This is a genomic window from Tamaricihabitans halophyticus (assembly GCF_004340875.1).
Lineage (GTDB): Bacteria > Actinomycetota > Actinomycetes > Mycobacteriales > Pseudonocardiaceae > Tamaricihabitans > Tamaricihabitans halophyticus.
This window is the reverse complement of sequence record NZ_SLXQ01000001.1, coordinates 1300393-1314765: the sequence shown is the minus strand read 5'-3', so window position 1 is coordinate 1314765 and position 14373 is coordinate 1300393. Positions and strand designations below refer to the sequence as shown.

Below are 14373 nucleotides of genomic sequence, written 5' to 3'. Positions count from 1 at the left end.
TCCCTGGGATTCCTTCGCCAGTTCGGTCATCGCGCCCGCGCAAGCGCGATGACCAGTGCCAACAACGGCAGTATGGGTAGCATGAGCAGCGTCACGGCCAGCGGTGTGCTCAACAGTGCGGGCAGGTTGAACACCGAACCGACCTCAACGATCAGCACCATCCCGGTCAGGGTGTAGGCCGTGCCGCGCGCTGCCCTGCGGCGCAGCACCGCGAGCAGGCCAACGACCGGAACCGCGACAAGCAAGGCGAAGCGGTGCACATTGGCATCCGACGGACCAGGTATGCCCGCGAGCAGCAGGTACCACAGCAGGCGCGCCGAACCGGTGGCGAGCACGATCGCGCCGGTCACGATCACCGCGGTGGACGACTTAGCCAACCGTGACTCGCCGCTCTCCTCGCTCCGCAGCAGCAAGGCGAACAGCAACACCGCCACGAGCAGACCGATGAGGTCGACGGCGAGCGCGAGACCGGTGAGGTCGCCGAGGCTCGCCCGGCGCGCCTCGGGCAGCAGGTCAATCAGTAGCCGGCCGCTCGTGAACAGTAGGAACGAAGCCAGCAACAGTACGCCGGCGCGAGCCGCTGGTCGCCCGAGCACGGCGAGCAACCCGACAACGATCGCGGCCAGCGCGAAAGCCATCTCGAACGGGCTGAGCGGAAGCCCGGATACGTCCGACGGCAGCCGTAGCTGCGTGGACAGCCGGTGCGCCACGCCTGATGTGTCGTTGCCCGGTCCGCGCGCTGCCCAGAGCAGTAGCGCACCCCCGAACAGCGCGCACAACGTCCCAGCCACCAAGTTCCCGGGCTCGCGGCCCGCTGTGGCGTTTTTCATTGATATGTCACTGAATTGTTGATATCCGCCCCGGGTACCCATGATTTCCCCCAAAATTGCCCCAACCGAAGCCACACGTTGGCACGCCGCACTTTCGTGTCACTTTCATCAGTGGCGTGCACGGTGTTCCGTTGTAGCGGGACGCTCACCGCTGGCTGGCAGCCCAGTGGTGGAACCAAGGAAGCGCAGCGCCGGTCCTAACCGAAGACTTTGGGGGTGACGCCGGTGGAGTTCGAGGTTCTCGGGACCATGCGCATCCGAAACGGCTCGTCCCACGCCACGGTGGACGGCCGCATTCAGCGCACCCTGCTCGGCCTACTGCTGGCCAGGGCGAACACTCCGGTGCCGGTGGACGTGCTTGTCGAGGCGATCTGGGGGGAAAGCAGCGGTGCTCGGGCCAGCCAACGTCTCCAGGTACATGTGCACCGGCTACGTAAGGCGCTCGGCTCCGCTTCGCGGATCGACCATGAACCGCAGGGCTACCAGCTTCGCCTCTGGCCGGGCGAGTTGGACGCCGAACGCTTCGAAACGTTGCTCGATGAGGCCGCCGAGCTTGCCGGGCAAGCCCCCGAGGAGTGCGCGCGGCTTTCCCGCAAGGCATTGGAGTTATGGCACGGCAGGCCGTATGAAGGACTCGATATCCCGCTGCTCGCCGACGAGGCCGAACGGCTGACCAATCGCAGGCTGACCGCCTGCGAAGACCTCTACCGTGTCGAACTCTCGCGCGGCCGGCATACCGCGATCATCGGCGAACTCATCGAGCTCGCCAAGGAGAACCCGCTGCGCGAACAACTGCACGCGCAGCTGATGACCGCGCTGTACGGCAGCGGCCGGCAAGCCGAAGCACTACGGGTCTACCGGGACGTGCGACGCCACCTCATCGACGAGTTGGGCCTCGAACCTGGCCCGGAACTGCGCGCGATCGAGCAGCAGGTACTCACTGGCGAGCCGATCGAGCTGGCCGAACCCGAGCCACGTCCGGTGCGCCCCGCCCAGCTGCCGCATAACGTGCGGAGCTTCATTGGCAGGGATACCGCACTGGTCGAACTCGACGAGCTGGTCGAGACGGATGGTGCGGGTATCGCGGTACTCACCGGTACGGCGGGAGTTGGCAAAACGGCGCTCGCCGTGCACTGGGCGCACCGGGTGCGCGAACGGTTTCCGGATGGCCAGCTCTATGTCGATCTGCGCGGCTATGGCCCGGAACAACCGGTGCCGCCAACCGAGGTGCTTGCCGGATTCCTGCGCGGCCTCGGAGTGGATACCGGCAGCATCCCGCAGGACGCCGCCGAGCTCGCTGGCCGATTGCGCACCGCGCTCGCCGGTCGGCGCATCCTGTTGGTGCTCGACAACGCGCGCACCGTCGAGCAGGTGCGCCCGCTGCTGCCCGGGGTTGCCGCCTGCGTGGTGCTGGTAACCAGCAGGGACGCGATGACCGGTCTGGTGGCGAGGGACGGCGCGCGCCGGATCGAACTAGCCCGACTGTCCACAGTGGAATCCGAGCGGCTGGTGCGGCGGTTGGCCGAGGACCGGCTAACCGAGGACAGTTCGATACTCGGCGTCGTGGTGCAACGCTGCGCGCGGCTGCCCCTCGCGCTGCGGATCGCCGCCGAGCTGATCAATATCCAGCCGGCGAACCAGCTTGCCGAACTGGTCGCCGAACTCGCCGATGAACAGACCAGCCTGGACATGCTGGACGTCGACGGTGACCCACAGACCGCGGTGCGCGCGGTGTTCTCCTGGTCGTATCACCAGCTGGCGCCCGCGGCGGCGCGGATCTTCCGGCTCTGCGGGCTGCACCCGGGCCAGGATTTCGACGTGTTCGACCTGGCCGCCCTTGCGGGCAGTACGGTACGGGCCACTCGGCAGGCGCTGCGCTCGCTGCAGGCGGCGAACCTGCTCGACCGCACCGCACAGGGGCGCTACCAGCCACACGATCTGCTCCGCGCCTACGCCGCGGAACTCGTAGCCGAAACCGACAGCGCCGAGGAGCGCACCGCGGCGATCACGCGGTTGCTCGAGTATTACCTGCACAGCCTCGCCGCCGCCCGGCTCGCCTTCAACCCGCACTCGCTCGCGGTGCCCTGTACGCCGGCGACAACTCGGCTGGAACTGCCGACGATCGCCGACCGCACCGGCGCGCTCAACTGGTATGCGGCCGAACGCGACAGTCTGGTCGCCGCCGTGCGCGCGGCCGTGCAGCACGGTCAGCATGCGCCGGCCTGGCAGCTCTGCACGATGCTCGTCGGGTTCTTCTACCTGGACAACTACTGGGACGGCTGGGTGAGCACGCACCGCGCGGCGCTCGAACTCGCCGAGCGCGCCGATGACCGGGCCGGGCAGGCTTACCTGCTTGGTGGGCTCGGCAACGCCTACGACGAACTGCGCGAGTACGAGGAATCCGTGGCCTGCCACGAACGCGCCGCGGAGCTCTTCGACGAGATCGGCCATGAGCACGGTGCCGCGTGGAACGCCAACAACCTTGGCGTCGTCTATGACACCCTTGGCCGCTACGCCGAGGCGATCCGGTGTTATCGCAGGGCGCTCGGGTTGTTCCAGGAGGCAAACGATCCGTCCGGGGCCAGCATCAGTCTGAACAACCTCGGTGATGTCTACCGGATCCTGCGCAGCTTCGATGAGTCGGCCAAACATCTGCGGCAGGCGCTCGAACTGCAGCGCGCCGAAGGAACTGGCGATGCCCAGCGGTTCACCTGCCGCACCCTTGGGGATCTGCACCTTGATTCGGGACGGCCGACACAGGCCATCAACTGGTATCAGCGGGCCCTTGAGATCAGCCTTGAACTGGGCGAACGGTTCCGCTCGGCGAGCATGCTCGCCCGGCTGGGTGACGCGCATGCGGCAGTTGGGGACAACGCGACCGCGCGGGACTACTGGTGGCAGGCGTTGAACGGGTTCGGTGACCTGGACGGCGCCCGAACCGCGGAACTACGCGAAAAGCTCGACACCTAGCCACGCGCTGACCTTGAAGAACGCGGTCACGCGGTGTCACTGGCCGGCGGTGGGGTCCACACCGAACCCTGCACCAGATCGCCGAAGCCCATCCAGACCATGTTCATCAGCCAGGACGCGAGCTTGCGCGCGCTGGTCTCCGGGTGATCAAGCCACCAGTCGGCGATCGACTCGGTCGCCCCGACCAGCGCCGCGGCCAGCGCTTGCAGGGCCTCGGTGGCGTCCCCGTCCAGCTGCCGATGCTCGGCGGCCGCGGTGAGCAGGCCGGCCACCAGTCCGATCGCCTGCTCACGCAGTTGCGCGATCTCGCCAACGAACGGCTGGCCCTGGCTCTGCGCCTGCCGGTGCAGCACCCGCCAGGAATCCCGGTGTTCCCCGATGAACCGCAGCGCACCGAGCAATCCGTGCCACAGCTGGATATCCGGCGCGGCTTCGGTAGGGATCTCCCGGCCAATCGAGGCCACCAGCTTGTGCGCTTCGCGGCGGATACAGATAGTGAAGAGGTCCTCTTTCGCGCCGAGGTAGGAGTAGATCATCGGCTTGGAGACGCCAGCGAGGCTGGAAATCTCGTCCATCGACGCGTTGTGATAGCCATTCGCGGAGAAGACGCGGATCGCGGCGGCGAGAATTTCGCGCTCCCGTACCTCCCTCGGCAACCGACGGTTCCGGGTTTGCTGCACCTGCTCGTCCATCAACTCTCGCTTGTCGCTCCGGTCCGGCCAAACAGAAGTAATCTACTGGTTCGTAGGCTAGCTGAGGTAGCGGGCGCGCGATGCGTGATCGTGGCGATACCCGCAGATCGCCGTACTCTTGGTACCGTCACGGTTGCGATGCCGAGCCGCTCATGGTGGTCAAGGACGCGGCCGCGACTGCCGCGCCGACGAGGGCGCCCGAATCAAGCCCCGAATCAAGCGGGGCGCCGCGAAAGCCCGTTGGATGCTTTTGCCGATGCGATTGATCTGGACAAGCTGGACGCCGAGCAGTTCGTCCGGTTGATCGAAGTACTGCGGATGCTCGGAACGGCGGGTACCGGCATCGAGATCGGCGCGCTACGCACCGAAACCGTCGTATCGATTATCGACAGGGCATCCCGCGCCCAGCTCGATCAGCTGATGGCTGTGCCGGAACTGCGCGAGCTGATGCTCGACGAGTTGTTTCGCCGGATGGCGATGCATGTGAACCCAGCCAGGGCCAGCGCCGCCGAGATCGTCGTGTGCTGGCGGTTTCCCATCGGCGAGGGTGCTTACGAGCGCTACCAGACAGTGATCGAAAACGGCAGTTGCCTGACCGGCAGGGAACTGGATCGGCTACCGGCGGCCACCGTCACGCTGCCCGCCGCCGACCTGCTCAAGCTCGCCACCGGCAGCGTGTCGATACCGGTCATGTTCCTGCGCGGCCGGATCAAGGTCAACGGCGATATCCCTCTTGTCACCAGGCTGACCAGCTACTTCGATATTCCGAAGGCGTAGCGGGGCTGGCTGGGCACGCCGGTGCGTACCCAGCCTTCTGTTCAACCAGTTACCGCGCTGCTGAACTGATCAACCCAGTCCTGGTTGTCCTTTGCCCACTGCTTGGTGGCCTGCAGTTCGTTCCCCTCGCCAGCCTTGTTGATCGCATCGGTCAACGAGGACAACTTCTCGTCATCCATCTTGAACTTCTTGATCATCTGGGCCAGCTCGGGGAAGTCCTTGCTGAACCCCTTCCGGCCGAGACTGTGTAGCTGCTCCGCCTCACCAAGCGAGCCCTTGGGATCCTTCAGGTCCTTGACGTCGAACCGGTTGTACAACCAGTGCGGATGCCAGCTGGTCACCACGATCGGTTCCTTCTTGTTGATCGCACCCTGTAGCGCGGCGATCATCGCGGCCTCGGAGGAGGACTTCAGCTCGTACTCCGAGCCGAGCCCGTAGTCCGGGATGACCGCGTCCTTGGTGAGCCGCATCAGGCCCGCGCCGGGGTCGATCCCGGTGATCGCGCCGTTGAACTCGGCGCCCTTACCCTTGAGGTCCTCGATCGAATTGACGTCCTGCACGTAGCTGGGCACCGCGATGTTCAGCGTCGCCGAGTCGTACCAGACCCCAAGGTCTTCCAGATCGTTCTTGTACTGGCTCCAGTAGTCGGCGTGTGTGGTGGGCAGCCAGGCGTCCAGGAACAGATCCGCGTTGCCGCGCGCCAGCCCGGCGTAGAGCGGGCCGACCTCCAGCTGCTGCAGTTCGACCTGGTACCCCTTGCCCTCCAGCACCGTCTTGAAGAGGTTGCTCAGTGCGACGTCTTCGGCCCAGTTGATGTAGGCGATCTTCAACGTCTTGCTGCCCTGCCCGGTGTCTGAGCTGGATTCTTCCCTGCTGCCACAGGATGCGACCACCAACGCCAGTGCGGCGAGGCTGGCCGTCAGTGCAAGTAGCCAGCGATATCTTGGATTTCTTCGCACTTGCCTTCCCACCTTTCTTTGGTGTGTCCGGGTTTCATCGGCTGGTTGCGCTCAACGGCTTACGTAGCCGGGAAAGCAGCCCCTTGCCGGCACCGAACGAGGAGGTGAGCCGGTCGAGGAAGATGGCGAGGATGACGACCGAGAGGCCGCTCTCCGCTCCTGGACCGATCTGGTTTCTGGTGACTGCCTCGTAGATGGACTGGCCAAGGCCGGGCATGCCGACCATCCCGGCGATTACCACCATGGAAAGCGAAAGCATGATCACCTGGTTGACGCCGGCCATAATGGACGGCATGGCGAGGGGCAGCTGGATTCCGGTGAGCACCTGCCGTGGTGGCGCGCCAAATGCTTGGCCCGCCTCCACCATCTCCGGGTCGACCTGCCGGATACCCAGTTCGGTCAGTCGAACCGCCGGCGGTAGCGCGAATACCACCGTGGACAGTAGGCCAGGTGTCGCACCGATGCTGAACAGGATCACCGCGGGGATCAGGTAGACGAACGGCGGCAGGGTCTGCATCAGATCCAGTACCGGGCGAACGACCTGGCTGACCGCACGGTTGCGTGCGGCCAGTATGCCGATCGGCACCGCAACGACGATCGCGACCAAGCTGGCGATCAGCACCAGGGCGGTTGTCTGCATCATCGGTTCGAAGTAGCCGAGGCTTGCCACCAGTGCCAGGCCGAGCAGCGTGAACAGCGCGAATCCCCAGCCGCGCACGACGAAGGCGAGTACGGCGCACAACGCGGTCACCACGACCGGTGCGGGCCAGGTGAGCAACCCGCTGAGCTCGTCGAATGCCCAGGTGGTTGCGTTCGTCGCGAAGTCGAGCAGCGGCCCGAGGTTGTTCTCCAACCAGTCGACGAATCCTTCGGCCCACTGGCCGATGGGGATGCGCGGTAACTCGAGCGCCGCGTTGAATATGTCAGGCATCCGTTGCCTCCCCGGTCCGCTTGGCTGCGCCGCCCGCGGTCGCGTCCACATGCGCCTTGCCAAGCGCGCGGAGCAATGCGGCGCGAGAGATGGCGCCGAGTAATCGGTGGTCCGCGTCGAGCACCGCGACCGGTGCGCCGGAATCGGCCGCGACCTCGAACAATTCAACGATCGGGGTGGAGCGCTGCGCGGTCGGCGCTCCTCGGTTCACCGACGCCCCGACCTGTCCCTGGTCCCGCTCGGCGGCGAGGGTTGCCTCGGCGTAGGCCACCGAACCGACCAGCCGGTCGTCGAAGTCCACAACGAACACTTCGGTGAGTTCGTTGCCACGCATCACTTTCAGCGCCTGCTGCGGCGGTTCATCCAGCCGCACGGTGTGTGCCTGCTCGGCAACCGCGCCCGCGGTGAGTACCCGACTGCGGTCCACGTCCTGGACGAACTCGGCCACGTAGCTGTCCGCTGGCGCATCCAGAATCTCTTTCGTAGTACCGAGTTGGACGATCTCCCCCGCGCGCATGATCGCGATCCGGTCGCCGAGGCGCATCGCCTCGTTCAGGTCGTGCGTGATGAACACGATCGTTTTCGCCAGCTCGCGCTGTAGCGAGATCAGCTGGTCCTGCATATCCCTGCGGATCAGCGGATCGAGCGCGCTGAACGCCTCGTCCATCAGCAGCACGTCGGTTTCGGTAGCGAGGGCGCGGGCCAGCCCGACCCGTTGCTGCATGCCGCCGGAGAGCTGTCGTGGGTAGTGGTTCTCCCAGCCGGCAAGTCCTACCAGCGCCAACGATTCGTTCGCCCTGTCGAGCAGGGTGTCCTCGGGAACACCGCGGATACGCAGGCCATAGGCCACGTTTTGCCGGATGGTGCGATGCGGGAAGAGCGCGAAGTGCTGGAACACCATGCTCATGGTGTTCTGTCGCATATGCCGGATCTGTTTGGCGGACATTCGCGTGATGTCCTCGTCGTTCACGAACACCGAACCGGAGGTGGGTGTCAGCAGGCCGTTCAGCGTGCGGATGAGCGTCGATTTCCCCGAGCCGGACAGGCCCATCACGACGAAGGTTTCCCCCGGGCGCGCCTCGAATGACACATCGATAACCGCGGGCGTTATGCCCCGATCGCGTAGTTCGTCCCTGGCGGTTCCGTTTTGTAGGTCGCGGACCGCATTCTTGGTGTTTCGGCCGAATAGTTTGTATACGTTCTGCGCCCGAACCGTTGCCACGGCTCCTCCAGTGATCAAAACGCGAAACTAGTCGGATGCCGTCTGTCGCTGGCGCGCATCCAGTCGTCGCAGGCCAACTCGGGCCTGGCGGCGCCTACAGTTCGCGGCTAGCCCTTATTTGAACTATGTGCACTCAGTTATATATCCGGAAAATGGATAACCGCAACATAAGATCGTTTCTCGTGAGCGCGTCAGAATAGAATCCGTCACGGATTAGGCACAGGAATATAAAGTGGTCGCGCTGCGCGCTCGTGCGCTATCAACAAGTATAAAACTTGCATCAGGAAATTACGTATTTAGAGTACGGCTCGCAAAGGAATATTGAAATGGAGATCTTATTTCCGAATAGCTCAGCTTTTTCGGGAATCGTCGTCCACTACGCTGCCGTCGATCACCAGGCCGCGGCCGTTGTCTCCCGGTTTCCGTGATTCGTCTGGTTCGTTCGAGCGGGGCTCTTCGGTGACCACTTCGCCGTCCACCACGACCGTGGCGCGCATCGACCCGCCCTGCCGTGCGTGGACGCGCCGCTCGAGCGATTTCACCCAGCGCTTGCGGATCAGCGCCCGGGAGGGCGGCAGCAGCATCAGGAAGCCGAACAGGTCGCTGACGAACCCGGGAAGCAGGATGAGCATCCCGCCGAGTCCGATCAGCATGCTGTCGGTGATCTCGCTGTGTGGCGCGCGACCGGCGTTGGCGGTCTGCATCAGCGCGCGCATCGCCTTGCCGCCTTCCCTGCGGGCGAGCGAGGAGCCGAGGACGGCGCCGCCAAAGAGCAGCACCAGCGTCCAGAGCAGCCCAACCGCGGAGGTCACCGCCACCACGGCGGCGATCTCGACGATCAAGTACAGCAAGAGCACAACAGCCATACCTGACTAACGCGTGAACGACGGCGAGTACTCCCGTGGCCACCCAATTGGGGGCAAGGCTTGACGTGAAACTCAACACCCGTAGAATTAACCAGACGGTTAATTCTAGGAGGCGAGTGCGATGCGTCGAGCCAAGGCGACTCTCGGTAGTGCGGTGTTTCTGGTGGCCGCGCCCGGAACCGTGGCCGTGCTGATTCCATGGCTGCTGTCCGGCTGGCAGTTTCGTGACCCACAGCCCTGGTGGACGCCGGTCTGGGTCCAGGTGATCGGCGGGTTGTTGATCGCGATCGGCGCGGCCGGATTAGTGCATGCGTTCGGCAAGTTCGTGGTGGAGGGTTTCGGTACGCCGTCGCCGAGCGCGCCGCCGAACCGGCTGGTGGTCGGCGGGCTCTACCGCTTCGTGCGCAATCCGATGTATGTCACCGTGCTTGCCGCGATTCTTGGCCAGGCGTTGCTGTTCGGCCAATGGGGCCTGGCGCTCTACGCGGCGATTACGTGGTGTGGCGTGGCGGCGTTCGTGCGCTGGCGCGAGGAGCCGGCACTGGCGCGTCGATTTGGCGCCGACTACACCGCATACCGCAAGGCGGTGCGGGCCTGGTGGCCGCGGCTGCGCCCGTGGGACCCGGGTGAGCTGGGCCCCGAGCGGGTGATCGCAGCACGCGGCCAGTTCGGCTGACCGGGCCCGATCGCGGTCTAGTAGGTCATCGCCACCGCGGGATCGCTGAGTAGCGCGCCGACGTCGGCGAGGAACCGCGAGCCTTGCTCGCCGTCCACCACCCGATGATCGAAGCTCAGCGAGAGCTGACAGACCTTGCGCGGCACGATCTGCCCGTCCACAACCCACGGCATATCCCGGATCGCGCCGAAGGCGAGGATCGCCGACTCACCGGGATTGATGATCGGCGTGCCAGTGTCCACACCGAACACACCGACATTGGTGATGGTGATCGTGCCGCCGAGCATGTCCGCGGGCGGGGTTTTGCCATCCCGCGCGGTACTGGTGAGCTCATCGAGCGCACCGGCCAGCTGGCTGAGCGACATGGTGTGCGCGTCCCGCACCTTGGGGACCACCAGCCCGCGCGGTGTGGCGGCGGCGACCCCGAGATGTACGTAGTCCTTGTACACGATCTCGCCGGCCGGTTCGTCCCATACCGCGTTCACGTCCGGGGTGCGCTGGACAGCGAGACACATCGCCTTTGCCGCGAAGGCGAGCGGGGTGAGTCGAACCCCGGCAAACGCCGGGCTGTTCTTCAACTTCGCCCGGAACTCCATCATCGGCGTGACGTCCACAGTGAGGAACTCGGTGACGTGCGGCGCGGAAAACGCGCTGCTGACCATCGCCTGCGCGGTCGCCTTGCGTACCCCGCGAATGGGTACCCGGGTTTCCCCGCCGGTCGGTTGCTGCGCTCCGGCTGGGCTCGGGGCGACGCCGTTCGCCGCATGCTGCACGTCATCCCTGGTGATCACGCCGCCCTCGCCGGAGCCGGTGAGCCCGCGCAGGTCGATCCCCAGCTCCTTGGCCAGTTTGCGCACCGGCGGTTTCGCCAGCGGGATGACCTCGGTTGCTACCGCTACCTGCAACGCTGGTTCTGGTACCGGGGCTGGTGCCGGCTCGGGCGCGGCGGCTGGCACGGCTCCCTTGCGCGGGCGCCGTTTCGCCGCGCTCGGTTTCGCGCCGTAGCCGACCAGCGGTTTCATCTCGTCGTCCGCCGGTTCGTGCACAGTGGTCGTCGCTGCCGGCGGGGCACCGTTGTCCACCGGGGCACCGTTCGGGTCCACGTCCACGGTCATGATCGGCGTACCGACGTCCACCGTCTGGCCCGGTTCGACCAGCAGTTCGGTAACCACACCCGCCCACGGGCAGGGCAGTTCCACGGCCGCTTTCGCCGTCTCGATCTCGATGACGATCTGGTTGACCGCGACCGTATCGCCCGGCTGGATATGCCAGTTGAGGATTTCCGCCTCGGTCAGCCCCTCCGCGGTATCGGGCAGGGGAAATTGCTTGAAGTCAGGCATCGCTGAACTACCCCTTTACCAGGTGAGTGCGCGGTCGACGGTATGCAGTACCCGATCAAGATCGGGGAGGTAGTACTCCTCGAGCTTGGTGGGCGGGTACGGCGTGTCGAATCCGGTCACCCGCAGTACGGGGGCTTCCAGCGAATAGAAGCACTCCTGTTGCACCCTGGCGGCGATCTCGGAGGTCAGCGAGGATTCGGACGGTGCTTCGCTCACCGCGATCAGCCGACCGGTCTTGCGCACCGACTCGAATACCGGCTCGAGGTCGAGCGGGGAAAGTGTGCGCAGGTCGATGACTTCCAGCGAGGTACCTTCCTCGGCCGCGGCGATCGCGGCGTCCAGGCAGACCCGAACCGAGGGGCCGTAGGTCACCAGCGTCGCGGCCGTACCGGAACGCAGTACCCGTGAGGCGAACAGTGGATCTGGGCTCGCGGTGGGATCGACCGTCTCTTTCAGACTGCCAGTATGGTACAGCTTTTTCGGTTCGAAGAACAACACCGGATCATCACAGCGAATCGCCTGCTGGAGCATCCAGTACGCGTCAACCGGGTTCGAGCAGGAAACCAACCGTAGTCCGGCGGTGTGGCTGAACAGCGATTCGGGCGATTCCGAATGGTGCTCTACCGCGCCGATCCCGCCGCCGAACGGAATCCGGACCACGATCGGCACCTTGACCTTGCCCTGGCTGCGGAAGTGCAGCTTGGCCAGCTGGCTGACGATCTGGTCGAAGCCGGGGAATACGAAGCCGTCGAACTGGATCTCGCAGACCGGGCGGAAACCGCGCACGGCAAGGCCAATCGCGGTACCGATGATGCCGGACTCGGCGAGCGGGGTGTCCAGTACGCGGTGCTCACCGAAGTCCTTCTGCAGGCCGTCGGTGATCCGGAAAACCCCACCCAGCTTGCCGACGTCCTCGCCCATGATCAGGACCTTCGGATCGGCTTCCATCGCGGCGCGCAGCGCGTGGTTGAGCGCCTTGCCGATGGTCAGCTGCGGGGCGGCGGTCGTGGCGCTCCGCTCCGGTGCCTTCGCTGGTGCCGCCATCATCGCTCACCTGCCCCAACAAATCCGTCGAGATAGGACAGATACTCGGCGCGCTGTGCCTCGAGCACCGGCGACGGTTCGGCATACACTTCGCTGAAGATCCGGTCCGGCGGTGGATCCGGCATATTCACGCAGAAATCCCGTATCTCGGCGGCGAAATTATCCGCCTCCGCGGCGATCTCCTCGAAAAAGTCGTTGTCCGCCAAGCCGTTCCTGGACAGGTAGGCGCGGACCCGCTCGATCGGATCCTTCAGCTTCCACGCCTCGAGCTCGTCGGAGAGCCGGTACCTGGTCGGGTCGTCGGTGGTGGTGTGCGCGTCCATCCGGTAGGTGAAGGCCTCGATCAGCATCGGGCCGTTGCCGGTGCGGCATTCGTCCAGTGCCCAGCGGGTCACCGCGAGGCAGGCGAGCACATCGTTGCCGTCTACCCGGATACCGGGAAAGCCGTAACCCTGGGCGCGCTGGTAAAGCGGCAGCCGGGACTGTCGTTCGGTCGGCTCGGAGATGGCCCACTGGTTGTTCTGGCAGAAGAACACCAGCGGCGCGTCGTAGACCGCTGCCCAGACGAAACCTTCATGCACGTCACCCTGGCTGGTGGCGCCGTCGCCAAAGAAGCAGATCGTGGCCTCGCCGTCATCGTCACCGACGTGGCCGTCGAAGCGCTGCCCCATCGCGTAACCGGCGGCATTGAGCACCTGGTTGCCGATCACGATGGTGTAAGGGTGGAATCGGGCCGCGACGGGATCCCAGCCGCTGTGATCGGAACAGCGGAAGATGCCGAGCAGGTCCTGCGGCGACACGTTCCGGCACCAGGCGACGCCGTGTTCGCGGTAGCTGGGGAAGGCCATGTCCATCGGGCGCAGGGCGCGACCCGCGCCGATCTGCGCGGCTTCCTGGCCGAGTAGCGGAACCCAGATGCCGAGCTGGCCCTGCCGTTGCAAGGCGTTCGCTTCCCGGTCGAACCGGCGGACCAGCGTCATGTCCCGAAACAGGGAACGCAGCCGAGCGCCGTCGATATCGGTGACGTAGCGATCGAATTCCGGCGAGTCAACCCGCTCGCCTTCGGGGGTAAGTAGCTGGACCAGATCGGCCCCGCCCTCGCTGGTTGCACGCAAGCCCGCGATCACCTGTTCTGGGGTCGGTTTAGCCGCGGTCGCGGCCGAGGAATCCCCGGGTTGCGGGTGCGTCCACTGTTCTGGGGACGACATACGTCTATCTCCTTATTCACGGTGCCGCGTGGTCGCTTGTGACGACCACGTAGACCGCGTCGGTCGGGACACTGCCAGCCAGGGGTGTGGATGACCGCGACCCATCGACGCTGACGGTTCGATGGTGCCCATCTTGGCACGAGTGCGCCTTCAGGTTGAGTGCCTGATTCGATTTGGTTGCCGAAAATATGCTTCTGAACTGCGAAAATGATAGGAGAGCAAATCGTGGGGCCTCAGATGGACGGACGTCACGGTTTCTCGCGAGACGTGGTAACGGCTGCTCATCGGCTTGCTGTCGGGGACGGTCCGCGCGGGCGCTGGAGGCCGGTCCGGTATGCGACGATCAGCATGCTGGTTTAGTGATCTGTGTCACGTGTTCGAGCTGGCCTGCCGCTGCGGAACCGGTGCGTGACGGTGCGCATCGAAGCGGCGGCTGTGTTGATAGGGGTTGGCAAGAAAGGACGAGATGGTCGAGTACGAGGTGAACGCGGAGCCCATCGCCGAGGAGTTCGGCGTTGCCGGCGCTGCCGCGGGGACGGGCATGCCGGCCGATACCGAGGCGGTCGAGTTCACCGATGCCGAACTGGCCAAGTTCGAGCAGGCCGCGCGGGATCCGGACGCGCCCGCCGCGCTGAAACTGCTCGTCGCGCAGGTGGATGAGGGGCGTTTCAGCTGGCGGGAGATCGCCGAGGGCAAGGCCTTTGCCGATCCCGAGATGGCCGCGGTCTTCGAACCGCTGACCGGACCCACGGCGCAGCCGGCACAGGCCGTGCACGAATCGCGACTTCCGGTCGCGCGGGAGGACGACGTGTTTGCCGAGGAGATCCTGGAAGATCCCTAGCGTCCGCAACTGGCAGG

13 protein-coding genes are annotated in these 14373 nt (G+C 65.4%); 4 read left to right on the top strand and 9 right to left on the bottom strand.

Going from position 1 to position 14373, the window contains the following annotated elements:
- Positions 1-26: 26 nt before the first annotated feature.
- Entirely contained in the window at positions 27-791 is a 765-nt protein-coding gene (locus EV191_RS06355; protein WP_132875816.1) for a hypothetical protein, read from the bottom strand.
- Positions 792-1046: 255 nt separating this feature from the next.
- On the opposite strand from EV191_RS06355, the gene EV191_RS06350 reads away from it, so the two are divergent.
- Positions 1047-3800, top strand: coding sequence for an AfsR/SARP family transcriptional regulator (locus EV191_RS06350; RefSeq protein ID WP_165912835.1), 2754 nt, complete (start codon positions 1047-1049; stop codon positions 3798-3800).
- A gap of 26 nt (positions 3801-3826) precedes the next feature.
- Here the strand turns inward: EV191_RS06350 and EV191_RS06345 are convergent, their stop codons facing one another.
- A complete protein-coding gene (locus EV191_RS06345; protein ID WP_132875814.1) occupies positions 3827-4492 on the bottom strand; it encodes a TetR/AcrR family transcriptional regulator in 666 nt (221 codons plus the stop codon).
- A gap of 240 nt (positions 4493-4732) precedes the next feature.
- Here EV191_RS06345 and EV191_RS06340 point away from each other — a divergent pair, with 240 nt between their 5' ends.
- Positions 4733-5269 carry an SCP2 sterol-binding domain-containing protein gene (locus EV191_RS06340; protein WP_165912834.1) on the top strand — a complete coding sequence of 179 codons (537 nt, stop codon included), beginning with the start codon at positions 4733-4735 and terminating at the stop codon, positions 5267-5269.
- Positions 5270-5310: 41 nt separating this feature from the next.
- Here EV191_RS06340 and EV191_RS06335 read toward each other — a convergent pair whose 3' ends face one another.
- The 4 genes from EV191_RS06335 to EV191_RS06320 form a co-directional block, all read right to left on the bottom strand.
- A complete protein-coding gene (locus EV191_RS06335) occupies positions 5311-6228 on the bottom strand; it encodes a glycine betaine ABC transporter substrate-binding protein (RefSeq protein WP_132875812.1) in 918 nt (305 codons plus the stop codon).
- Positions 6229-6262: 34 nt separating this feature from the next.
- Positions 6263-7159 carry an ABC transporter permease gene (locus EV191_RS06330; RefSeq protein WP_132875811.1) on the bottom strand — a complete coding sequence of 299 codons (897 nt, stop codon included), beginning with the start codon at positions 7157-7159 and terminating at the stop codon, positions 6263-6265.
- A complete protein-coding gene (locus tag EV191_RS06325; RefSeq protein WP_132875810.1) occupies positions 7152-8381 on the bottom strand; it encodes a quaternary amine ABC transporter ATP-binding protein in 1230 nt (409 codons plus the stop codon). Before EV191_RS06325 ends, EV191_RS06330 begins: the two co-directional genes overlap by 8 nt.
- Positions 8382-8731: 350 nt before the next feature.
- Positions 8732-9247 (bottom strand): FxsA family protein, encoded by a 516-nt coding sequence (locus EV191_RS06320; RefSeq protein ID WP_132875809.1) that lies wholly within the window; start codon positions 9245-9247, stop codon positions 8732-8734.
- A 121-nt stretch (positions 9248-9368) separates the two neighbouring features.
- Here EV191_RS06320 and EV191_RS06315 point away from each other — a divergent pair, with 121 nt between their 5' ends.
- Positions 9369-9923 (top strand): methyltransferase family protein, encoded by a 555-nt coding sequence (locus EV191_RS06315; protein WP_132875808.1) that lies wholly within the window; start codon positions 9369-9371, stop codon positions 9921-9923.
- A gap of 17 nt (positions 9924-9940) precedes the next feature.
- Here EV191_RS06315 and EV191_RS06310 read toward each other — a convergent pair whose 3' ends face one another.
- Genes EV191_RS06310 through pdhA form a run of 3 tightly spaced genes read right to left on the bottom strand, consistent with a single transcriptional unit; the run spans position 9941 to position 13515 of the window.
- Positions 9941-11263, bottom strand: coding sequence for a dihydrolipoamide acetyltransferase family protein (locus EV191_RS06310; protein WP_132875807.1), 1323 nt, complete (start codon positions 11261-11263; stop codon positions 9941-9943).
- A 15-nt stretch (positions 11264-11278) separates the two neighbouring features.
- Complete coding sequence (locus EV191_RS06305; RefSeq protein ID WP_132875806.1) at positions 11279-12307, bottom strand: alpha-ketoacid dehydrogenase subunit beta; 1029 nt, start codon at positions 12305-12307, stop codon at positions 11279-11281.
- Positions 12307-13515, bottom strand: a complete 1209-nt coding sequence (gene pdhA / locus EV191_RS06300) for a pyruvate dehydrogenase (acetyl-transferring) E1 component subunit alpha (protein WP_132875805.1) — start codon at positions 13513-13515, stop codon at positions 12307-12309. The genes EV191_RS06305 and pdhA overlap by 1 nt, the downstream gene beginning before the upstream one ends.
- A 466-nt stretch (positions 13516-13981) precedes the next feature.
- Between pdhA and EV191_RS06295 the strand changes: the two genes are divergently transcribed.
- Positions 13982-14356 (top strand): hypothetical protein, encoded by a 375-nt coding sequence (locus tag EV191_RS06295; RefSeq protein WP_132875804.1) that lies wholly within the window; start codon positions 13982-13984, stop codon positions 14354-14356.
- The last annotated feature ends 17 nt before the right edge of the window (positions 14357-14373 follow it).

What these genes read in the sequence shown, in the direction of transcription:
- EV191_RS06330 (WP_132875811.1), bottom strand. Translation starts at nt 7,159, where the DNA reads ATGCCTGACATATTCAACGCGGCGCTCGAGTTACCGCGCATCCCCATC.
- EV191_RS06295 (WP_132875804.1), top strand. Translation starts at nt 13,982, where the DNA reads ATGGTCGAGTACGAGGTGAACGCGGAGCCCATCGCCGAGGAGTTCGGC.
- EV191_RS06320 (WP_132875809.1), bottom strand. Translation starts at nt 9,247, where the DNA reads ATGGCTGTTGTGCTCTTGCTGTACTTGATCGTCGAGATCGCCGCCGTG.
- EV191_RS06345 (WP_132875814.1), bottom strand. Translation starts at nt 4,492, where the DNA reads ATGGACGAGCAGGTGCAGCAAACCCGGAACCGTCGGTTGCCGAGGGAG.
- EV191_RS06315 (WP_132875808.1), top strand. Translation starts at nt 9,369, where the DNA reads ATGCGTCGAGCCAAGGCGACTCTCGGTAGTGCGGTGTTTCTGGTGGCC.
- EV191_RS06310 (WP_132875807.1), bottom strand. Translation starts at nt 11,263, where the DNA reads ATGCCTGACTTCAAGCAATTTCCCCTGCCCGATACCGCGGAGGGGCTG.
- pdhA (WP_132875805.1), bottom strand. Translation starts at nt 13,515, where the DNA reads ATGTCGTCCCCAGAACAGTGGACGCACCCGCAACCCGGGGATTCCTCG.
- EV191_RS06305 (WP_132875806.1), bottom strand. Translation starts at nt 12,307, where the DNA reads ATGGCGGCACCAGCGAAGGCACCGGAGCGGAGCGCCACGACCGCCGCC.